Source organism: Pseudomonas vancouverensis (assembly GCF_004348895.1).
GTDB classification, from domain to species: domain Bacteria; phylum Pseudomonadota; class Gammaproteobacteria; order Pseudomonadales; family Pseudomonadaceae; genus Aquipseudomonas; species Aquipseudomonas vancouverensis.
The window spans coordinates 176,855-194,636 of the sequence record NZ_RRZK01000028.1 but is presented as its reverse complement, the minus strand read 5'-3'; the positions used below and the strand labels follow the sequence as shown (position 1 = coordinate 194,636).

Here is a 17,782-nt window from a genome sequence, read left to right as displayed (position 1 = left end):
GTTTTCCTCACGAGATGGCAGCTTGCGGCTGCGCTTGGGCGGCCAGCAAACGCTTGATTTCCGGGACGCAGGAGCCGCATTGCGTGCCGCAACCCAATTCCTGTTTCAAACCTTGCAAGTCCAGGCCGCGGCGAATACCGGTGCAAACCGCGTTCTGACTGACGTTTTTGCAGTTACACAAGGTTTTATTGCCGATCACTTCGGCGTCGATTTGACCAGGTGGCGCACTCAAGGGGGCGAGCAGCCAGCGCCTGAGCTGTTCATCGGCACGACCCTCGAGCCAGAGGTTTTGCAGCCAGTGTCGAGCGAGGGTTTCCCCCGCCAGGCGGATAGCGGTGATTCGGCCGTTCTCGATCCGCACGCGCTTGCCGATGGCACGTCTGGGATCGTCGTAGGCCAGGACCGGTCCGTCGTTCAGCCCCAGGCATTGATCGATATCGTGCAGCAGGTGTGGATCAGGCGCAGCGGCGCTGGCAGCGCGTATGAGCAACGCAGGGCGTTCTCGACCTATCAAACTGAGGCTGACGTAGGAAAACGCCTCGCAGAGGGGTCGTAGTGTCTCGAAGTGTTGTTGGACGTTGCCCTCGATCAACGCGAAAAGCTGCCACGACAATTGCACCGGCTCCAGGCGCACACCGCTGTGTTTGAGTTCCGGTTGTTTCGACAGGGGGTCGAAGGCGGGCAGGGTGAGGCTGTTCGCACCCCCTTTGAGGAAACGATCACCAAAATGCATCGGCAAGAAGGCCTGGCCCGGACGCACGCTGTCATCGCTGGCGACCGGCACAATCACTGCGCCACGACGACTCTTCAGGCTGATCAAGTCACCGGTTTGCAGTCGATGCCGACGCAGCTCTTCGGGATGCAGGCTTAACACAGCCTCGCTGACATGACCGAACAACTGAGCGGCGGTGCCTGTGCGGCTCATGCCGTGCCATTGATCGCGCAGACGACCGGTGATCAGGGTCAGCGGGAAACGTGCATCGCGTTGCTCTTTGGCGGCGCGATACGGGTCGGCGATGAACTGCGCACGGCCGTTAGCCGTGGCAAATACCCCGTCGACATACAGACGTGTCGTGCCCTCGACGGCACCCGAAGGGAAAGGCCATTGCTGCGGGCCCAGACGATCGATCAGTGCATGGCTGATACCGGAGAGGTCCAGATCGCGTTCGCGAGTCAGTTGTTTGTATTCATCAAAGAGTTGTACAGGGTTATCAAAGGCAAACAGGCTGGTTTGACCCGGACGCAGGTATTTTTCCAGGCGTTGTGCGAAATCCACGGTGATCGCCCAATCCGGTCTCGCGTCACCCGGCGCGGCGATGGCCTGGCGCACATGGGAGATGCGCCGTTCGGAGTTGGTCACACAACCCTCCTTCTCCCCCCAGCTGGCGGCGGGCAACAGCAGGTCGGCAAACCTTGCGGTTTCCGTGGTGCGAAAGGCTTCCTGCAAGACAACGAATGGGCAGGCCTGCAGTGCCGCGCGCACGGTGGCCTGATCGGGAAGCGACTGCGCGGGGTTGGTGCAGGCGATCCACAAGGCTTTGATTTTTCCGTTGGCCATCTGCTCAAACAGCTCGATCGCGGTCAGCCCGGGTTTTTCAGGCAGTTGATCAACGCCCCAGTAAGCGGCCACCTCGGCACGATGTTCAGCGTTGGCGGCATCGCGATGACCGGGCAGCAGGTTGGACAAGCTCCCGGTTTCCCGTCCGCCCATGGCATTGGGCTGACCGGTGAGGGAGAAAGGCCCTGCACCGGGACGACCGATCTGCCCGGTGGCCAGGTGCAGATTGATCAGCGCACTGTTTTTCGCGCTGCCAGCGGTGGACTGATTCAGCCCCATGCACCACAGCGACAGAAAGCTGGATGATGTGCCGATCCATTCGGCACATTGCTGCAATTGCTCGACGCTGATTCCGCAAAGCTGCGAAACCATTTGCGGCGTGTAGTCGCGCACCAGGCTTTTCAGTTCAGCCAGACCCTCGGTGTGGTCCCTGATGAAATCGCGGTCGATCCAGTCTTCCCACAGCAACAGATGCAAAATCCCATGGAACAAGGCGACATCGGTGCCAGGCAAGATCGCCAGGTGCAGGTCAGCCAGGTCGCAGGTGTCTGTACGACGTGGGTCGATGACCACGACTTTCATCTGCGGCCGGCGGGATCGGGCTTCCTCCAGCCGACGAAACAGCACCGGGTGGGCGTAGGCCATGTTACTGCCGACGATCATCACGCAATCGCTCAACTCCAGGTCTTCGTAGCTGCAGGGAGGCGCGTCGGCACCCAGGCTGCGCTTGTAGCCGACCACCGCCGAAGACATGCACAGGCGCGAATTGCTGTCGATGTTGTTGGTGCCCACCAGGGCGCGAGCCAGCTTGTTGAAGGCGTAGTAGTCCTCGGTCAACAGTTGCCCGGAAATGTAGAACGCCACGCTGTCCGGGCCATGTTCGGTGATGGTCGCGGCAAAGACACTGGCAGCGTGATCGAGGGCGCTATCCCAGTCGCTGCGGTGGCGGGCCAGGCCTTTGCCCAGGCGCAGTTCGGGATACAGTGCCCGCGCCGTCACGTCGCCAGTCAAGTGCAGGGTCGAGCCCTTGCTGCACAATTTGCCGAAATTGGCCGGGTGTGCCGGGTCGCCGCTGACGCCGAGGATGCGCTCGCCGTTATGCTCGATCAGCACCCCGCAGCCAACCCCGCAGTAACAGCAGGTGGACGCGGTGATCTGACGGTCCATCAGCCTGCGTCCCGCAGGGCCAGCATCACTCGGCCATTTTCGACCCGCGCCGGGTGGTGATGGGCACAGCCGACATCCGGGGCCTGGGCTTCGCCGCTTTGCAGATCGATTTGCCAGTTGTGCAGCGGGCAGGCCACCCGTTTGCCGTAGATCAGTCCTTGGGACAGCGGCCCTCCCTTGTGCGGGCAGCGGTCGTCGAGGGCGAACACTTCGTCGTCAGTGGTACGAAAAATCGCGATGTCACCCTTTGGGCCGGCGATGATCCGCGAGCCCAGGGTATTGATTTCATCCAGTGCGCAGATATCCAGCCAGTTCATGCCAGCACCTCCAGGTTTTTCACGGGGATGACGTCGAATTCTTTTTTCAGCTGTGGCTGTTCCAGGCGTTCCTTCCACGGGTCCTGTTCGAACGACAGCGAGAATTGCAGGCGATCGTTGAGCGCCTTGCGTCGCTCCGGGTCTTCAAGCACGGCTTTCTTGATATGGTCCATGCCAACCCGCTGCAGGTAGTGCACGGTGCGCTCGAGGTAAAAGGCTTCTTCGCGATAGAGCTGCAGGAATGCGCCGTTGTATTCACGGACTTCTTCGGCGGTTTTCAGTTTGACGAAGAACTCCGCCACTTCGGTCTTGATCCCGCCGTTGCCGCCGATGTACATCTCCCAGCCGGAGTCTACGCCGATGATGCCTACGTCCTTGATGCCGGCTTCCGAGCAGTTGCGCGGGCAGCCGGAGACAGCCAGTTTCACCTTGTGCGGCGACCACATGTTGAAGAGGTCATGTTCCAGCTCGATACCCAACTGTGTGGAGTTCTGCGTGCCAAAGCGGCAGAACTCGCTGCCGACGCAGGTTTTCACCGTACGGATGGATTTGCCGTAGGCATGGCCGGACGGCATGTCCAGGTCTTTCCAGACCCCCGGCAGGTCCTGTTTGCGGATGCCCAGCAAATCAATGCGCTGGCCTCCGGTGACCTTGACCATCGGCACCTTGTACTTGTCGGCAACGTCGGCAATACGCCGCAACTCCGAAGGATTGGTCACGCCGCCCCACATCCGCGGGACGACAGAGTAGGTGCCGTCTTTCTGGATGTTGGCGTGGGCTCTTTCGTTGATCAGGCGCGATTGCGGATCGTCCCGGGCTTCCCCCGGCCAAGTGGAAATCAGGTAGTAATTGAGTGCCGGCCGGCAGGTGGCGCAGCCATTGGGTGTGCGCCAGTTCAGGTAGCTCATGGTGCCGGCGATGGTCAGCAGGTGCTGCTCGCGGATGGCCTGGCGGATCTGTCCGTGATTGAGGTCGCTACAACCGCAAATGGCCTTTTCGCTTTTCGGCTTGACGTCTGCCGCGCCGCCCACGGTGTTGATCAGGATCTGCTCCACCAGACCTGCGCAGGAGCCACAGGAGCTGGCGGCCTTGGTGTGTTTCTTGACGTCGTCGACGCTGAACAGTCCGTGTTCCTGAATCGCCTTGACGATGGTGCCCTTGCACACGCCGTTGCAGCCGCAGACTTCGGCGCCGTCGGCCATGCTCATGGCTTTGTCCTGGCCTTGGTGTCCCACGTCGCCCAAGGCGTTTTCGCCAAACATCAAGTGATCGCGGATCTCGCTGATGGCATGGTTCTCACGGATCTGGCGGAAGTACCAACCGCCGTCTGCCGTGTCGCCGTACAGGCAGGCGCCGACCAGCACATCGTCCTTGATCACCAGTTTTTTGTAGACCCCGCCGATCGGATCGGAAAGGGTGATGGTCTCGGTGCCTTCGCCGCCCATGAAGTCGCCGGCGGAGAACAGGTCGATGCCGGTAACCTTCAGTTTGGTCGAGGTCACCGAGCCCTTGTAGGTGGCAAAACCGAGTTGCGCGAGGTGATTGGCGCAGACCTTGGCCTGTTCGAACAGGGGGGCTACCAAGCCATAGGCAATGCCGCGATGGCTGGCGCATTCACCGATGGCGTAGATCCGCGGGTCGTAGGTTTGCAGGGTGTCGTTGACCAGAATCCCGCGGTTGCACGGAATGCCGGATTTCTCCGCCAGTTCAGTATTGGGGCGAATGCCGGCGGCCATCACCACCAGGTCCGCGGGGATGATGTCGCCGTTCTTGAACTGCACCGAACCGACCCGGCCGTTGCCCGCGTCGTGCAGGGCCTGGGTGTGTTCGCTCAGACGAAAGTGCAGGCCGCGCGTCTCCAGGGCGGTTTGCAGTAGCTGGCCGCTGGTTTTGTCCAGTTGCCGCTCCATCAACCACTCGCCGATGTGCACCACGGTCACGTGCATGCCCCGCAGCATCAGGCCGTTGGCAGCCTCCAGGCCGAGCAGGCCGCCACCGATCACCACGGCGTGCCGGTGGGTTTTCGCAGTGTCGATCATGGCCTGGGTGTCGGCGATATCGCGGTAGCCGATCACACCCTCAAGGGTGTTGCCGGGAATGGGCAGGATGAAAGGTGTCGAGCCGGTGGCGATCAGCAGGCGGTCGTATTCGGCTTCGCTGCCGTCTTCGGCGATGACCCGGCGCTTGACCCGGTCAATCTCCACCACTTTGCGATTGAGCAGCAGTTTGACGTTGTTGTCCAGGTACCAGCTCAGGTCGTTGAGCACGATCTCTTCGAAGGTCTGTTCACCCGCCAGCACCGGCGACAACAGGATGCGGTTGTAGTTGGTGTGCGGTTCGGCGCCGAAGACCGTGATGTCGTACAGCTCAGTGCTCAGTTTGAGCAATTCTTCCAGGGTCCGGACCCCGGCCATGCCGTTGCCGATCATCACCAGTTTTAGTTTTTTCATCAGCTTCTCCGGGGAGCTCAGGCTTGCCTCATCAGGGTTCAGGCCACGCTCGACAAATGTTGCGCAAACAAAAAAAGGCGTCCCGCTAGTTGCCTAGCGAGGACGCCTTTGTCCTGGTCCCGTTCTCTCGGGAAGTGCAGCCTTCGTCGTTGAAGCCTGCGCTTTATGTCTGTTGAAAGCGTTAATGCAGCGCTTGTGCCAAGTCGCTCAGAACCCGTGTTTATTGGCTTTGCTCCCGCCTGCGGAGGCTGCGCCGTGAGGGAATGCACCGATTCAACGCGCTTTGCCCGCTAATGGAGCGCGACCACCAGCAGCGCCAGGTTGAGCAGCAGCGATAGCAGCGCCACTGTCCGCCAGACTTTCAGTGGTTCGCGTTCCAGCAATGGCTTGGGGCGCATATTCAAACTGCGGCGTTCGCCCTGTTCGAGCAGCAGCAACCATTCTTCCGCCGTTTCAAAGCGCTGATCGGGGTCCACTGCCACGGCGCGTTCCAGGTTATGGGGTGATCCAGTCCGGCAGGTCCGGTCGGTAGCGGTTGGCATTGACCGGCTGGCCAAACCTCGGGCGCTGGAACGCTTCGATTTCGCCATAGGGGTAATGCCCGGTGAGCAGGAAATACAGGGTCACACCGACGGCGTATAGATCCTGTCGTGACGTCGGCAGTTCTCCGCGAAAGGCTTCCGGTGCGATATAGCTGGGCGTACCCGGAAGGGTCCACGGCAGATCCTGGGAAAGACCAGGGCAGTAGGCGAGGCCGAAGTCCAGCAAGCGCAACTCACCGTCCAGCCCCAGCAACAGGTTTTCCGGTTTGATATCGCGATGCAGAATCTGCCGTCGATGCAACAGGCCGACTGCCCGTAGCAAGCGCTCGGCGATGTCTTGCCATTGGGCCAGCGGCAACGGTCCGCCCTGTGCATGCCGTTGCGCCAGGGTGGCGCCCGAATATTCACGCATCACGTAGTACAAATGCTGACGCTGACTGGCGGCATGGACTTCAGGAAAGTGCCGGCCGGCTACGCGTTTGAGAAACCACTCTTCCGAGAGCAGCGCTTGCCCGGTCTGGTGATCGTCGTGCAGGTGTCCCGGCAGCGTTTTCAGCAGCCAGGCGTGTTGTTGGTTGTCGCGAACCCGGTAAAGCAAAGATTGCTGACTCTGTGCAACGATCCCCTCAACCTGCCAACCCTCGAACGCCTGACCCGGTTTCAGGGCTGGCGGCAATGGCCATTGCTGCAAGTGAATCAGCGCATCGCCGATGCTGGCTTCACCGAGGGCATCGACCCGCACCAGTAAAGCACTGGCATTGTCCTGGCTGCCCGCCAGGTGTGCGGCATTGACCAGTGTTTGCGCGGCGCTTTGCAAGTCTGGCTGATCGCGCAGGATCGCGGCGATGGCGGTATCGCCCAGGACGGCCCAGATGCCGTCGCTGAGCAGGACGAAGCTTTCTTCGGGGCGCAACTCACCGTCGAGAAAATCCAGCACCAGATGTTGATCGAGCCCCAGCGCACGTTTCAGCACGTGCTGCATGCCCGGCTGCTCCCAGACGTGATCCTCGCTGATTCGCTGCAACCGATCGGCGTGCCAGCGATACACCCGACAATCGCCGACATGGGCCAAGGTAAAACGCCGGCCACGCAGGACCATTGCACTGAGGGTGGTCAGCAGCGGTTGTCCGCCACCATTGGCCTGCAACCAGCGGTTCTGCGCCAACAGCAGGCGATCGAGTGCTTGCGCGACGCTCCAGGTTTCCGGGGTGGCGTAGTAATCCAGCGCCAGGGCCTGCAACGTTGAACGGGCGGCCAGGCCACCATCAGCGCACTGGCTGACGCCGTCGGCAATGGCGAACAGGTAGCCTTTGCTCGCCGCCAGTGCCGGGGCTGGCGTGACCAGGCGCAGCGCATCCTGGTTTTCCTCACGAGGACCGATGGCGCTGGCTTCGGCGAAACTCAGTTGCAGGCTCATCGAAACCTCAAACCCGCGCAGCCGTGACGGCAGCCGAGCCCCAGGTGGTTCTCCAGCGCCGTTTCACCCCGTGCAATCCGAACCACGCCAGCACACCCAGGCTGGCGAACAACCACAGGGCCAGTTGATAGCTGCCGGTGCTTTGCTTGATTGCACCCATGCCGGCCGCCAAGGCAAACCCACCAATGCCACCGGCCATGCCGATCAGGCCGGTCATCACGCCGATTTCCCGGCGAAAGCGCTGTGGCACCAGTTGGAACACTGCGCCATTACCGGCACCCAGGCCGAGCATGGTGCAGACGAAAAGCGCCAATGCCGCGTAGGAACTTGGCAGATTGAAGCCGACCGCGGTGATGCAGATCGCTGCAACGGTGTACATCGCCAGCAGGGTGCGGATGCCCCCGAACCGGTCAGCCAAGGCACCGCCCAGCGGGCGCATCAGGCTGCCGCCAAATACGCATGCAGCGGTGTAGTAACCGGCAGTGACCGGGCTCAGGCCATACTGGTCGTTAAAGTAGCCGGGCAGGGCGCTGGCCAGGCCGATGAAGCCGCCGAAGGTCACGCTGTAGAAAAACATGAACCACCAGCTATCGCGGTCGCCCAGAGCCTTGAAGTAGTCGGCCATGGCTTTGGCCTTTGGCCGCTCGGGGGCGTTTTTGGCCAACCAGGCAAAGACGATCAAGGTCAGGATCAGTGGAATCAGGGCGAAACCGAACACGTTGCTCCAGCCAAATGCCGCTGCCAGTACCGGGGCGATCAACGCGGCGAACACCGTGCCCGAGTTGCCTGCGCCGGCAATGCCCATCGCCTTGCCTTGGTGTTGCGGCGGATACCACTGTGACGCCAAGGGCAGGGCGACGGCGAAAGAGGCGCCAGCCATGCCCAGGAACAGCCCCAGCAACAACGCTTGCTCGTAGCTGTGGATACCGATTTTCCAGGCGCCGAACAGGGCGCAGATCACGATGACCTGACCGATCAGGCCGGCAGTCTTGGGTGACAGGCGATCAGCCAGCATCCCCATCACGAAGCGCAGAACTGCCCCGGCCAGAATGGGCGTGGCCACCACCAGCCCGCGTTGTTGCGTTGTCAGTTGCAGGTCGGCGGCGATCTGCACCGCCAGGGGGCCAAGCAGGTACCAGACCATGAAGCTCAGGTCGAAATAGAGGAAGGCGGCGAACAATGTCGGTGTATGGCCGGATTTCCAGAAGCTTGAATTCATCGCGCACCTCAGCTGTGAAGAGTCTCGGAAGGAGTCGTGAGCTTGCAGGTGGGCGCCGTTACGGCCGCACCACCGGCCCCGGGCTGTGGGGCCAAAACGAAAAAACGCCGCCACCCGATTTGCCAGGAGCAAATGAGGTGAGCGACGTCTTTGTCGTAGGTGGGGCAACCGCCGTTGGTTACCTGTGGTGATTGCTTAGCGAGATTTGTGCCAACACTTGCAACCCAGTTGCTCGCGGAGATGAAGGAGCATCCACCGCTGAACTTCAGCCCAGCAGCTCGCTCATGGCAATGATCTGTTCCGCCACTTGAATCAGCTTCTGCTGGCGGCTCATCGCCTGGCGGCGCATCAGCGTGTAGGCCTCTTCCTCGTTGCAGTTCTTCATTTTCATCAACAGACCCTTGGCCAGTTCGATGCGCTTGCGCTCGGCCAATTGCTGATCACGGGCATGCAACTGGGCGCGCAAGGCCTGATCGCTTTCAAAACGCGCCATGGCCACGTCGAGTATCGGCTGCAAGCGCTGTGCGTGAATGCCTTCGACAATGTAGGCACTGACCCCGGACTTGATCGCCTGACGCATCACCACGGGGTCGTGTTCGTCCGTAAACATCACGATCGGTCGAGGCTGGTCGCGAGTCACCATGACCACTTGCTCCATGACATCGCGCCCCGGTGACTCGGTATCGATCAGAATCACATCCGGCCGCACCGTTTCTACGCGTTCGGGCAAGTCGATGGTCAGGCCGGATTCATCGATCACTTCGAAACCGGCCTCGATCAGGGCTGATTTCAGGCGTCCGACTTTCTTTGCCGTGTCGTTGATGAGCAGGATACGCAGCATATTCGAGGTCTCCTGTCAGCAGTGGGTGGTTCGCGGCGAGCGGTCGTTCATGGCGTGCAAGGTGAAGCTGCGGGCATAACCGGCGGGGTTCGAGCCGTCCCAGATTTTGCCGTCGATCAACTGACTGCTGCGCATTTCAAAGGCCGGCGATACAACGCCAACGGCGCTGGCGGCCTGGCGGTAGAGGTCAAGTTGCTGGACCTGCCGGGCTACTGCGAGATAGTCAGGGTCTTCGCGTAACAAGCCCCAGCGACGAAACTGAGTCATGAACCACATGCCGTCGGACAGGTAGGGCAGGTTGACCTCGCCGCCACCATGTAAACGCAGCGTGTGGGGGTCTTGCCAGCGATGGCCGAGGCCGTCGGTGTAATCACCCAGCAGGCGCGGTTCGACGCAGCCCAATGGCGTATCAAGATACTGTGCGGCGCTGAGCAGTTGTGCGGTACTGCGGCGATTTTCGCGGCTTTGCTCGATGAAGCGGCTGGCTTCGAGGACCGCCATGACCAATGCCCGCGAAGTATTCGGGTACTGCTCGACGAATTCGCGGGTACAGCCCAGGACCTTTTCCGGGTGATCGGGCCAGAGGGTCTGGGTCGTGGTCAGGGTAAAGCCGAGGTCCTGTTGCACGGCGCTCGCAGACCAGGGTTCGCCTGCACAGAACCCGTCGATACGTCCGGCTTGAAGGTGCGCGATCATTTGCGTTGGCGGCACCACGACGCTGTCGACATCGCGCAACGGGTGAATGCCTTGGCTGGCGAGCCAGTAATACAGCCACATGGCGTGGGTGCCGGTTGGAAACGTCTGGGCGAAGGTGAGTTTTGTGCGAGTGTGGTGCACGTGCCGATCCAATGCTTCAGGACTGGTCACGCCCAGCGCTTGCAAGTCGCGGGACAGATTGATGCTTTGGCCGTTCTGGTTCAGCCCCATCAGAACGGCCATGTCGGTTGCACCCACGCCACCGATGCCCAAGTGAACGGCATAGATCAGGCCGTACAGGCTGTGGGCTGCATCGAGTTCGCCGCTGACCAGTTTGTCCCGGATGTTGGCCCAGGATGACTGACGCTTCAGGTTCAGGGTCAACCCATGGGGTTGGGCGAAGCCCTGGGTGGCGGCGACCACCACCGATGCACAGTCACTCAGGGCCATGAAACCGAGGTTGATTTCGGATTTTTCCGGGGCATCACTGCCGTTGACCCAGGCCAGGGGACCGGCTGACGGTTCGTTCATCGTGTGTTCACCCTACAAAAAAAACGTCGTCTCCGGCCCACAAACGAGCAGTCCGGAAACGACGCCATTGTCTTTTCACCCCCGCCATCGTTGGCATGGGTGTCGATGCATGGAATAGTGCAAGGCATATGCCATTCAACCTTGAATTGCTAAGGTGCCTCGCTTGCCGAGCCTTGGCCCGGCTATAATCGCCATCTCAATTCGCCGCCAATCGAGTCCAACCCGCCCATGTACAGCCTGGCCCGTCAGTTGTTGTTCAAACTCTCTCCGGAAACCTCTCACGATCTGTCCCTGGACCTGATCGGCGCGGGAGGGCGTCTGGGGCTCAACGGCTTGTTGTGCAAGGCTCCGGCGAAAAAGCCGGTGAACGTCATGGGCCTGGATTTCCCGAACCCGGTAGGCCTGGCCGCAGGCCTGGACAAGAACGGCGCGGCCATCGACGGCTTTGCCCAGCTGGGTTTCGGTTTTGTCGAAATCGGCACCATCACCCCGCGTCCACAACCGGGCAACCCCAAGCCGCGCCTGTTCCGCTTGCCGGAAGCCGAGGGGATCATCAACCGCATGGGTTTCAACAACCTCGGTGTGGACTATCTGCTGGCCCGCGTAGCGGCAGCCAAGTACAAGGGCGTGCTGGGCATCAATATCGGCAAGAACTTCGATACGCCGGTCGAGCGTGCCGTGGACGATTACCTGATCTGTCTGGACAAGGTTTATGCCCACGCCAGCTATGTGACGGTCAACGTCAGCTCGCCGAACACCCCGGGGCTGCGCAGCCTGCAATTCGGTGATTCGCTCAAGCAACTGCTCGCCGACCTGGCTGAGCGCCGCGCTGAATTGGCGCTGCGCCATGGCAAGCATGTACCGCTGGCCATCAAGATTGCCCCGGACATGACCGATGAAGAAACCGCTCAGGTCGCGCAGGCGCTGATTGAGACCGGGATGGATGCGGTGATTGCCACCAACACGACCCTGAGCCGTGTTGGCGTCGAAGGCATGGAGCATGCTGACGAGGCGGGCGGTCTGTCCGGTGCGCCGGTGCGTGACAAGAGCACCCACACCGTGAAGGTGCTGGCCTCGGAGCTGGGCGGCAAGCTGCCGATCATTGCGGCCGGTGGTATCACCGAAGGCAAGCACGCGGCGGAGAAAATCACCGCCGGTGCGAGCCTGGTACAGATTTACTCGGGCTTCATCTACAAAGGCCCGGCGCTGATTCGCGAGTCCGTAGACGCCATCGCCGCGCTGCGCTGAACCCTGTGGGAGCGAGCTTGCTCGCGATAGCGGTTTAACATTCAACGAGGATATCGACTGAAAGGCTGCCATCGCGAGCAAGCTCGCTCCCACAAGTTGTATTTGAATCCTCAGGCATAAAAAAGGGCCCCTTCAAAGGAGCCCCTGGGCCGAAGCCCGCCGTCCGGATGGGACGCGCGTGGTTAATTCAGTACAAAGTCAGATTGTCGTGTCGGAGTGTTGTGCCCTGTGCTTAGCCGACGGCGTGAAGTTCGTTGAGTCTGTGGATTCCCGCAGTGCCGGTCATACCGTCCCAGTTGTCGCCGCGTCCTTCTCGCCAGCCGTTGATCCAGGCTTGACGTACCGACGGTAGAGTAAATGGGCAAAGCTCACGGGATTTACCACCTACGCCATATTGATATCCGCGCAAAAATGCTCTTTCCAACGGATCACGCTTAAGTCTTCTCATAGGGTATTGCCCTCACTTGTTGACTGTATGTATCGCGTTGACCTCAACGGAGGTCTGGCAGAAAAACTCTGCCGTTGGCGGCTCGTTGCCGGCGTGACGAGCCAAGGTGTTGGCGTCATTGCGGCGCCAACCTGATTCCAGTTCTAACCAATGAGTCACACCGAGGGAATGATCGTTTTGTCATAAGGGCGTAACCAAAAGCGTGCTATGGCCATAAGTAACGGCGCAATTCATGAATTTTTTTTCACCAAAGCCCGGTATGATCGGCCCCCGCGCGGGATGCGCGGGTTAATCCTTTAGTGAGAATGTTTCCTGCCGCTGCGGGACAATTCGACGAAGGGTCGACTTATGACATTTTGTTGCATCAACTTTTTTATCTGTCCTTGCATCTAAGCTCATTTAACCCGGGCAGCAGGGGTGGAACGGCACACCTTCGTGCCACGCGGGCGCTCTTCGAGAAAAGCGCCTGATTGAAAACCGGACCGGCAATGCGTTGCCCGGTCACTCAGCCAAAGGTTCTGGAATTCCCATGTCCGATCGTTTCGAACTCTTCCTCACTTGCCCTAAAGGCCTTGAAGGCCTGCTCATCGAGGAAGCCGTCGGGCTTGGCCTTGAGGACGCGCGGGAACACACCTCCGCCGTGCGTGGCATGGCCACCATGGAAACCGCCTACCGCCTCTGCCTGTGGTCACGTCTGGCCAACCGCGTATTGCTGGTGCTCAAGCGCTTCGCAATGAAGGATGCCGAAGACCTGTACCACGGCGTGCTCGATATCGAGTGGCAAGACCACATGCTCAGCGACGGCACCCTGGCCGTCGAATTCAGTGGCCATGGCTCGGGCATCGACAACACCCACTTCGGTGCGCTGAAGGTCAAGGACGCCATCGTCGACAAGTTGCGCACCCCCCAGGGCGATCGTCCTTCCATCGACAAGCTCAATCCCGACCTGCGCGTTCACCTGCGCCTGGACCGTGGCGAAGCGATCCTGTCCCTCGACCTGTCCGGTCACAGCCTGCACCAGCGCGGCTACCGCCTGCAGCAAGGTGCGGCGCCGCTGAAGGAAAACCTCGCGGCAGCCATCCTGATCCGTTCCGGCTGGCCACGCATTGCCGCTGAAGGCGGCGCTCTGGCCGACCCGATGTGCGGCGTCGGTACCTTCCTGGTGGAAGCCGCGATGATCGCCGCCGACATCGCGCCGAACCTGCGCCGTGAGCAATGGGGTTTCAGCGCCTGGCTCGGTCACGTGCCGGCCTTGTGGAAAAAGCTCCACGAAGAAGCGTCCGAGCGTGCCGCGGCCGGTCTGGCCAAGCCACCGCTGTGGATTCGTGGCTACGAAGCCGACCCGCGCCTGATTCAACCGGGGCGCAACAACGTCGAGCGTGCCGGCCTGAGCGAATGGATCAAGATCTATCAGGGCGAAGTCGCGACCTTCGAGCCGCGTCCGGATCAGAACCAGAAAGGCCTGGTGATCTGCAACCCGCCCTATGGCGAGCGTCTGGGCGACGAGGCGAGCCTGCTCTACCTCTACCAGAACCTCGGCGAACGCCTGCGTCAGGCCTGCCTGAACTGGGAAGCGGCGGTGTTTACCGGCGCACCGGACCTGGGCAAGCGCATGGGCATCCGCAGCCACAAACAGTATTCGTTCTGGAACGGCGCCTTGCCGTGCAAGCTGCTGCTGATCAAGGTCCTGCCCGACCAGTTCGTCACCGGCGAGCGCCGTACTCCGGAGCAGCGTCAGGCCGAACGTGAGCAGGCGGCCTACGATCAGGCGCCAAGCGAGCCGCAAGAGCGCCAGTACAACAAAAACGGCAACCCGATCAAACCGGCCCCGGCGCCCGCGCCTGTGGTCGAACTGCCACGCCTGAGCGAAGGCGGGCAGATGTTTGCCAATCGCCTGCAAAAGAACCTCAAGGCGCTGGGCAAGTGGGTCAAGCGTGAAGGCATTGATTGCTATCGCGTCTACGATGCCGACATGCCGGAATACTCCATGGCCATCGACCTGTACCAGGATTGGGTGCATGTCCAGGAATATGCCGCGCCAAAATCCATCGACCCGGCAAAAGCCTCGGCGCGCATGTTCGATGCCCTGGCCGCGATTCCCCAGGCCCTGAACATCGACAAGAGCCGCGTGGTGGTCAAGCGCCGTGAACGTCAGAGCGGCACCAAGCAATACGAGCGCCAGGCTGCGCAGGGCAAATTCGTCGAGGTCAACGAAGGTGGCGTGAAACTGCTGGTGAACCTCACCGATTACCTCGACACCGGCCTGTTCCTCGATCACCGGCCGATGCGCATGCGCATTCAGAAAGAGGCGGCGGGCAAGCGCTTCCTCAACCTGTTCTGCTACACCGCGACGGCCAGTGTGCATGCGGCCAAGGGCGGCGCGCGCAGCACCACCAGCGTCGACTTGTCGAAAACCTACCTGGACTGGGCGCGTCGCAACCTGTCGCTGAACGGTTTCTCCGACAAGAACCGCCTGGAGCAGGGTGATGTCATGGCCTGGCTGGAAGCCAGTCGCGACGAGTACGACCTGATCTTCATCGACCCGCCAACGTTCTCCAACTCCAAGCGCATGGAAGGGGTGTTCGACGTGCAGCGCGACCAGGTGCAACTGATCGACCTGGCCATGGCGCGCCTGGCGGCCGGCGGCGTGTTGTATTTCTCCAACAACTTCCGCAAGTTCGAGCTGGAGGCCAATCTGGGCGAGCGCTATGCGGTCGAGGAAATCACCGCGCAGACCATTGATCCGGATTTTGCCCGCAACGCCAAGATCCACCGCGCCTGGAAAATCACGGCTCGTTGACACTTGAATCGGTTGGAACCTCAGAGCCTTGATTTTTAAAGGCTCTTGGCTCCGACCGGTACTGGTCAAATTAGTGGCTAATAGCTATAACTCAACTCATGGCCAAAGGGCTTTCCCGCACCTGGCGTTTTGAGTTGGGTTTTATGTCGTTGCACGCCGTGCGCCCCAAGATCCTGGGTTTTATCAGCGAAGATGTCTCGGCCTGGCTGGTCGCGCTGTTGGTATTGCTTGTCGGTGGGGTTCTCACCGGCTTGCTGGCCTGGTCGACGCTGAATCTGTTTCACCATCAACTGCGCCAACGCTTCCAGTTGTTGGCCAGTGAACGCTACAGCCGCATCGAAGAACGATTTCAGGATCAGGAGCAGCGCCTCGATGGCCTGCGACGTTTTTTCGCCAACTCCGATTCGGTGTCCCGCGCGGAATTCGACGGCTATACCAAACCCTTGCTCTATCGAACCCAGGCGTACTCCTACGCTGAACGGGTCAGCCGTGACCAGCGCGCGGCGTTCGAGCAGCGTGCGCGTGATGAGGGCTTGAGCAGCTTTGCCCTGCGTGAACTCGATGCCGCGGGCCAGTTGAAACTCGCCGGTGAGCGCGACGAGTACGTGGTGGTGCTCTACAGCCAGACGCAAAGCAAGCTCGGATCACCCCTCGGCTACGACTTGCTGGCGCAGCCTTTGCGTCGCGCGACCCTTGAGCGAGCCAATCAGCATGGAGGCATGGCTGTTTCGCAGCCGATGACGCTGGTCAGTATCGAGCCGGCCTATGCCCGGGGCGTGCTGCTGGTCGCGCCGGTGATGCAGCGCAATAGCCAGGAAGCGCAGGCGACCAAGCCCTATGGCTATGTCATGGCGGTGATCAGCATGCGCCAGTTGCTGGCGGACGGCTTGCCGGAAGCCAATCGCGACTCCCTTTCGGTGCGCATTCTTGATCTGTCCACCAACGATCAGCATGAAGTGCTGTTCGAGTCGCCCAATCCGCCGGCGGTCAGCGACTTGTCCGCCACTCGCCTGTTACGCCTGGCCGACCATGATTACCAGGTCGATATCCAGCCCAGCGAGGCCTTCGTCCAGGCCAATCATTCCTCGGTCAGCAGCCTGGTCGTGCTCGGAGGCCTGCTCAGCATACTGCTCAGCGCCTTGCTTTATGTGTTGGTCAGTCAACGCCAGCGGGCGTTGAAAATGGTTGAACTGCGCACCCAGGAACTGCGTGAACGCGAACAGGAATTGCGCGGCACCCACGGCCAGTTGCGCGGCGTTTTGAATGCGGCGACCCAGGTGGCGATCATTGCCACGGACCTGCGCGGGGTCATCAGCACCTTTAACGCTGGCGCCGAGCAGATGCTCGGCTACACCAGCGCCGAAGTGGTGGGGCACATGACCCTGGAAAACCTGCACCTGCCCCGGGAGCTGGTGGCGCGCGCGGCGGAGCTGAGCACACGCTATGGCAAACCGGTGCCGACCTGTCAGGCCATGTTGGTGGAGGGCGATCTTGAGAGTGATCACGAGGCGCGCGAATGGACGCTGGTGCGCAGTGATGGCAGCCACCTGATGGTCAATATGCTCGCCACCCCGGTGCTGGACGAGCAAGGCCTGTGGGTCGGGCACCTGGCCGTGTGTATCGACATCACCGAGCGCAAGCGGGTCCACGAAGCGTTGGCGGCGCGCGACCTGTTGTTGAAGAAACTCAGCGCCCATGTGCCCGGTGGCATCTACCAGTTCAAGATGGAGTTCGATGGGCGATTCAGTGTGATCTACGCCAGTGACGGCATCCGCGAGATCTACGAGCTGGAGCCGGATGTACTGCTGATGAACGCCGAGTCGATCTTCACCCGCATTCATCCCCAGGACACCACCCGGGTTCGCGCCTCCATCAAGGCCTCGGCGGACAATCTCAGCCCCTGGCGCGAGGAGTACCGGGTGCAATTGCCCCTGCGTGGTCTGCGCTGGGTGCGTGGCGAGGCAACGCCTGAGGAGTTGCCCGGCGGTGGTGTGCTCTGGCACGGCTACATCTCGGACATTTCCGACATGAAGCGGGTGGAAGAAGAACTGCGCGCGCTGTCGGTGACGGATTCGCTGACCGGCATCCACAACCGTCGCTACTTCCAGGAGCGCCTGACCAGTGAAATGGCGCGGGTGGAGCGTGGCGGAGGTGATCTGTCGGTGATCATGCTCGACATCGACCATTTCAAACGGATCAACGATTTGCACGGCCACGCCGTGGGGGATCGGGTGTTGCGCATTGTCTGCGAGCGCATTGGTCATCGCCTGCGGCGCACTGATGTGTTCTGTCGCCTGGGCGGTGAGGAGTTCATGGTGCTGTGCCCGGACATCAGTGGCGAGCACGCCCATGTGCTGGCCCAGCAGCTCTGGCAAGGCCTGCGCAGTACGCCCATCGATGGCGTGGGTACGGTCACCGCCAGTTTCGGTATTGCCAGTTGGCGCGTCGGCGAAGGCGCGGATGCGCTATTGCTGCGCGCTGACTCGGGGGTCTACGCGGCGAAGCAGGCCGGGCGGGATCGGGTGGAAGGGGAGATGACTTAGGCGTA

General features: G+C 61.1%; 10 protein-coding genes and 1 pseudogene. 3 read left to right on the top strand and 8 right to left on the bottom strand.

The window, feature by feature from the left end; all coding sequences use genetic code 11:
- Nucleotides 1-7: 7 nt before the first annotated feature.
- The 7 genes and pseudogenes from EIY72_RS19935 to EIY72_RS19900 all read right to left on the bottom strand — a co-directional run bounded on the left by EIY72_RS19935 (nucleotide 8) and on the right by EIY72_RS19900 (nucleotide 10,738).
- Nucleotides 8-2,725, bottom strand: a complete 2,718-nt coding sequence (locus tag EIY72_RS19935; protein ID WP_093217500.1) for a nitrate reductase — start codon at nucleotides 2,723-2,725, stop codon at nucleotides 8-10.
- A complete protein-coding gene (nirD, locus tag EIY72_RS19930; protein ID WP_093217504.1) occupies nucleotides 2,725-3,042 on the bottom strand; it encodes a nitrite reductase small subunit NirD in 318 nt (105 codons plus the stop codon). The genes EIY72_RS19935 and nirD overlap by 1 nt, the downstream gene beginning before the upstream one ends.
- A complete protein-coding gene (gene nirB / locus EIY72_RS19925) occupies nucleotides 3,039-5,492 on the bottom strand; it encodes a nitrite reductase large subunit NirB (protein ID WP_093217509.1) in 2,454 nt (817 codons plus the stop codon). The genes nirD and nirB overlap by 4 nt, the downstream gene beginning before the upstream one ends.
- 290 nt (nucleotides 5,493-5,782) lie before the next feature.
- Nucleotides 5,783-7,451, bottom strand: a pseudogene (locus tag EIY72_RS19920) (bifunctional protein-serine/threonine kinase/phosphatase).
- 7 nt (nucleotides 7,452-7,458) lie between these two features.
- Nucleotides 7,459-8,670, bottom strand: coding sequence for a nitrate/nitrite transporter (locus EIY72_RS19915; protein ID WP_093217514.1), 1,212 nt, complete (start codon nucleotides 8,668-8,670; stop codon nucleotides 7,459-7,461).
- Nucleotides 8,671-8,935: 265 nt separating this feature from the next.
- Nucleotides 8,936-9,511 carry an ANTAR domain-containing response regulator gene (locus tag EIY72_RS19905; protein WP_093217519.1) on the bottom strand — a complete coding sequence of 192 codons (576 nt, stop codon included), beginning with the start codon at nucleotides 9,509-9,511 and terminating at the stop codon, nucleotides 8,936-8,938.
- A gap of 15 nt (nucleotides 9,512-9,526) precedes the next feature.
- On the bottom strand, nucleotides 9,527-10,738 hold the full coding sequence (locus tag EIY72_RS19900; RefSeq protein WP_093217525.1) for a CmpA/NrtA family ABC transporter substrate-binding protein: 1,212 nt from the start codon (nucleotides 10,736-10,738) through the stop codon (nucleotides 9,527-9,529).
- Nucleotides 10,739-10,966: 228 nt separating this feature from the next.
- Between EIY72_RS19900 and EIY72_RS19895 the strand changes: the two genes are divergently transcribed.
- Entirely contained in the window at nucleotides 10,967-11,986 is a 1,020-nt protein-coding gene (locus EIY72_RS19895; protein WP_093217530.1) for a quinone-dependent dihydroorotate dehydrogenase, read from the top strand.
- A gap of 232 nt (nucleotides 11,987-12,218) precedes the next feature.
- Here EIY72_RS19895 and rmf read toward each other — a convergent pair whose 3' ends face one another.
- Complete coding sequence (gene rmf, locus EIY72_RS19885) at nucleotides 12,219-12,434, bottom strand: ribosome modulation factor (RefSeq protein WP_003223300.1); 216 nt, start codon at nucleotides 12,432-12,434, stop codon at nucleotides 12,219-12,221.
- A 529-nt stretch (nucleotides 12,435-12,963) separates the two neighbouring features.
- Between rmf and rlmKL the strand changes: the two genes are divergently transcribed.
- Both rlmKL and EIY72_RS19875 read left to right on the top strand, forming a co-directional pair.
- Nucleotides 12,964-15,234 carry a bifunctional 23S rRNA (guanine(2069)-N(7))-methyltransferase RlmK/23S rRNA (guanine(2445)-N(2))-methyltransferase RlmL gene (gene rlmKL / locus EIY72_RS19880; protein ID WP_093217535.1) on the top strand — a complete coding sequence of 757 codons (2,271 nt, stop codon included), beginning with the start codon at nucleotides 12,964-12,966 and terminating at the stop codon, nucleotides 15,232-15,234.
- 143 nt (nucleotides 15,235-15,377) lie between these two features.
- Nucleotides 15,378-17,777, top strand: coding sequence for a sensor domain-containing diguanylate cyclase (locus EIY72_RS19875; protein ID WP_093217540.1), 2,400 nt, complete (start codon nucleotides 15,378-15,380; stop codon nucleotides 17,775-17,777).
- The last annotated feature ends 5 nt before the right edge of the window (nucleotides 17,778-17,782 follow it).

Excerpts from the sequence above, each read along its gene's own strand:
- EIY72_RS19900 (WP_093217525.1), bottom strand. The coding sequence starts at position 10,738 with ATGAACGAACCGTCAGCCGGTCCCCTGGCCTGGGTCAACGGCAGTGAT.
- EIY72_RS19905 (WP_093217519.1), bottom strand. The coding sequence starts at position 9,511 with ATGCTGCGTATCCTGCTCATCAACGACACGGCAAAGAAAGTCGGACGC.
- EIY72_RS19915 (WP_093217514.1), bottom strand. The coding sequence starts at position 8,670 with ATGAATTCAAGCTTCTGGAAATCCGGCCATACACCGACATTGTTCGCC.
- rmf (WP_003223300.1), bottom strand. The coding sequence starts at position 12,434 with ATGAGAAGACTTAAGCGTGATCCGTTGGAAAGAGCATTTTTGCGCGGA.
- EIY72_RS19935 (WP_093217500.1), bottom strand. The coding sequence starts at position 2,725 with ATGGACCGTCAGATCACCGCGTCCACCTGCTGTTACTGCGGGGTTGGC.
- nirB (WP_093217509.1), bottom strand. The coding sequence starts at position 5,492 with ATGAAAAAACTAAAACTGGTGATGATCGGCAACGGCATGGCCGGGGTC.
- EIY72_RS19895 (WP_093217530.1), top strand. The coding sequence starts at position 10,967 with ATGTACAGCCTGGCCCGTCAGTTGTTGTTCAAACTCTCTCCGGAAACC.
- EIY72_RS19875 (WP_093217540.1), top strand. The coding sequence starts at position 15,378 with ATGTCGTTGCACGCCGTGCGCCCCAAGATCCTGGGTTTTATCAGCGAA.
- rlmKL (WP_093217535.1), top strand. The coding sequence starts at position 12,964 with ATGTCCGATCGTTTCGAACTCTTCCTCACTTGCCCTAAAGGCCTTGAA.
- nirD (WP_093217504.1), bottom strand. The coding sequence starts at position 3,042 with ATGAACTGGCTGGATATCTGCGCACTGGATGAAATCAATACCCTGGGC.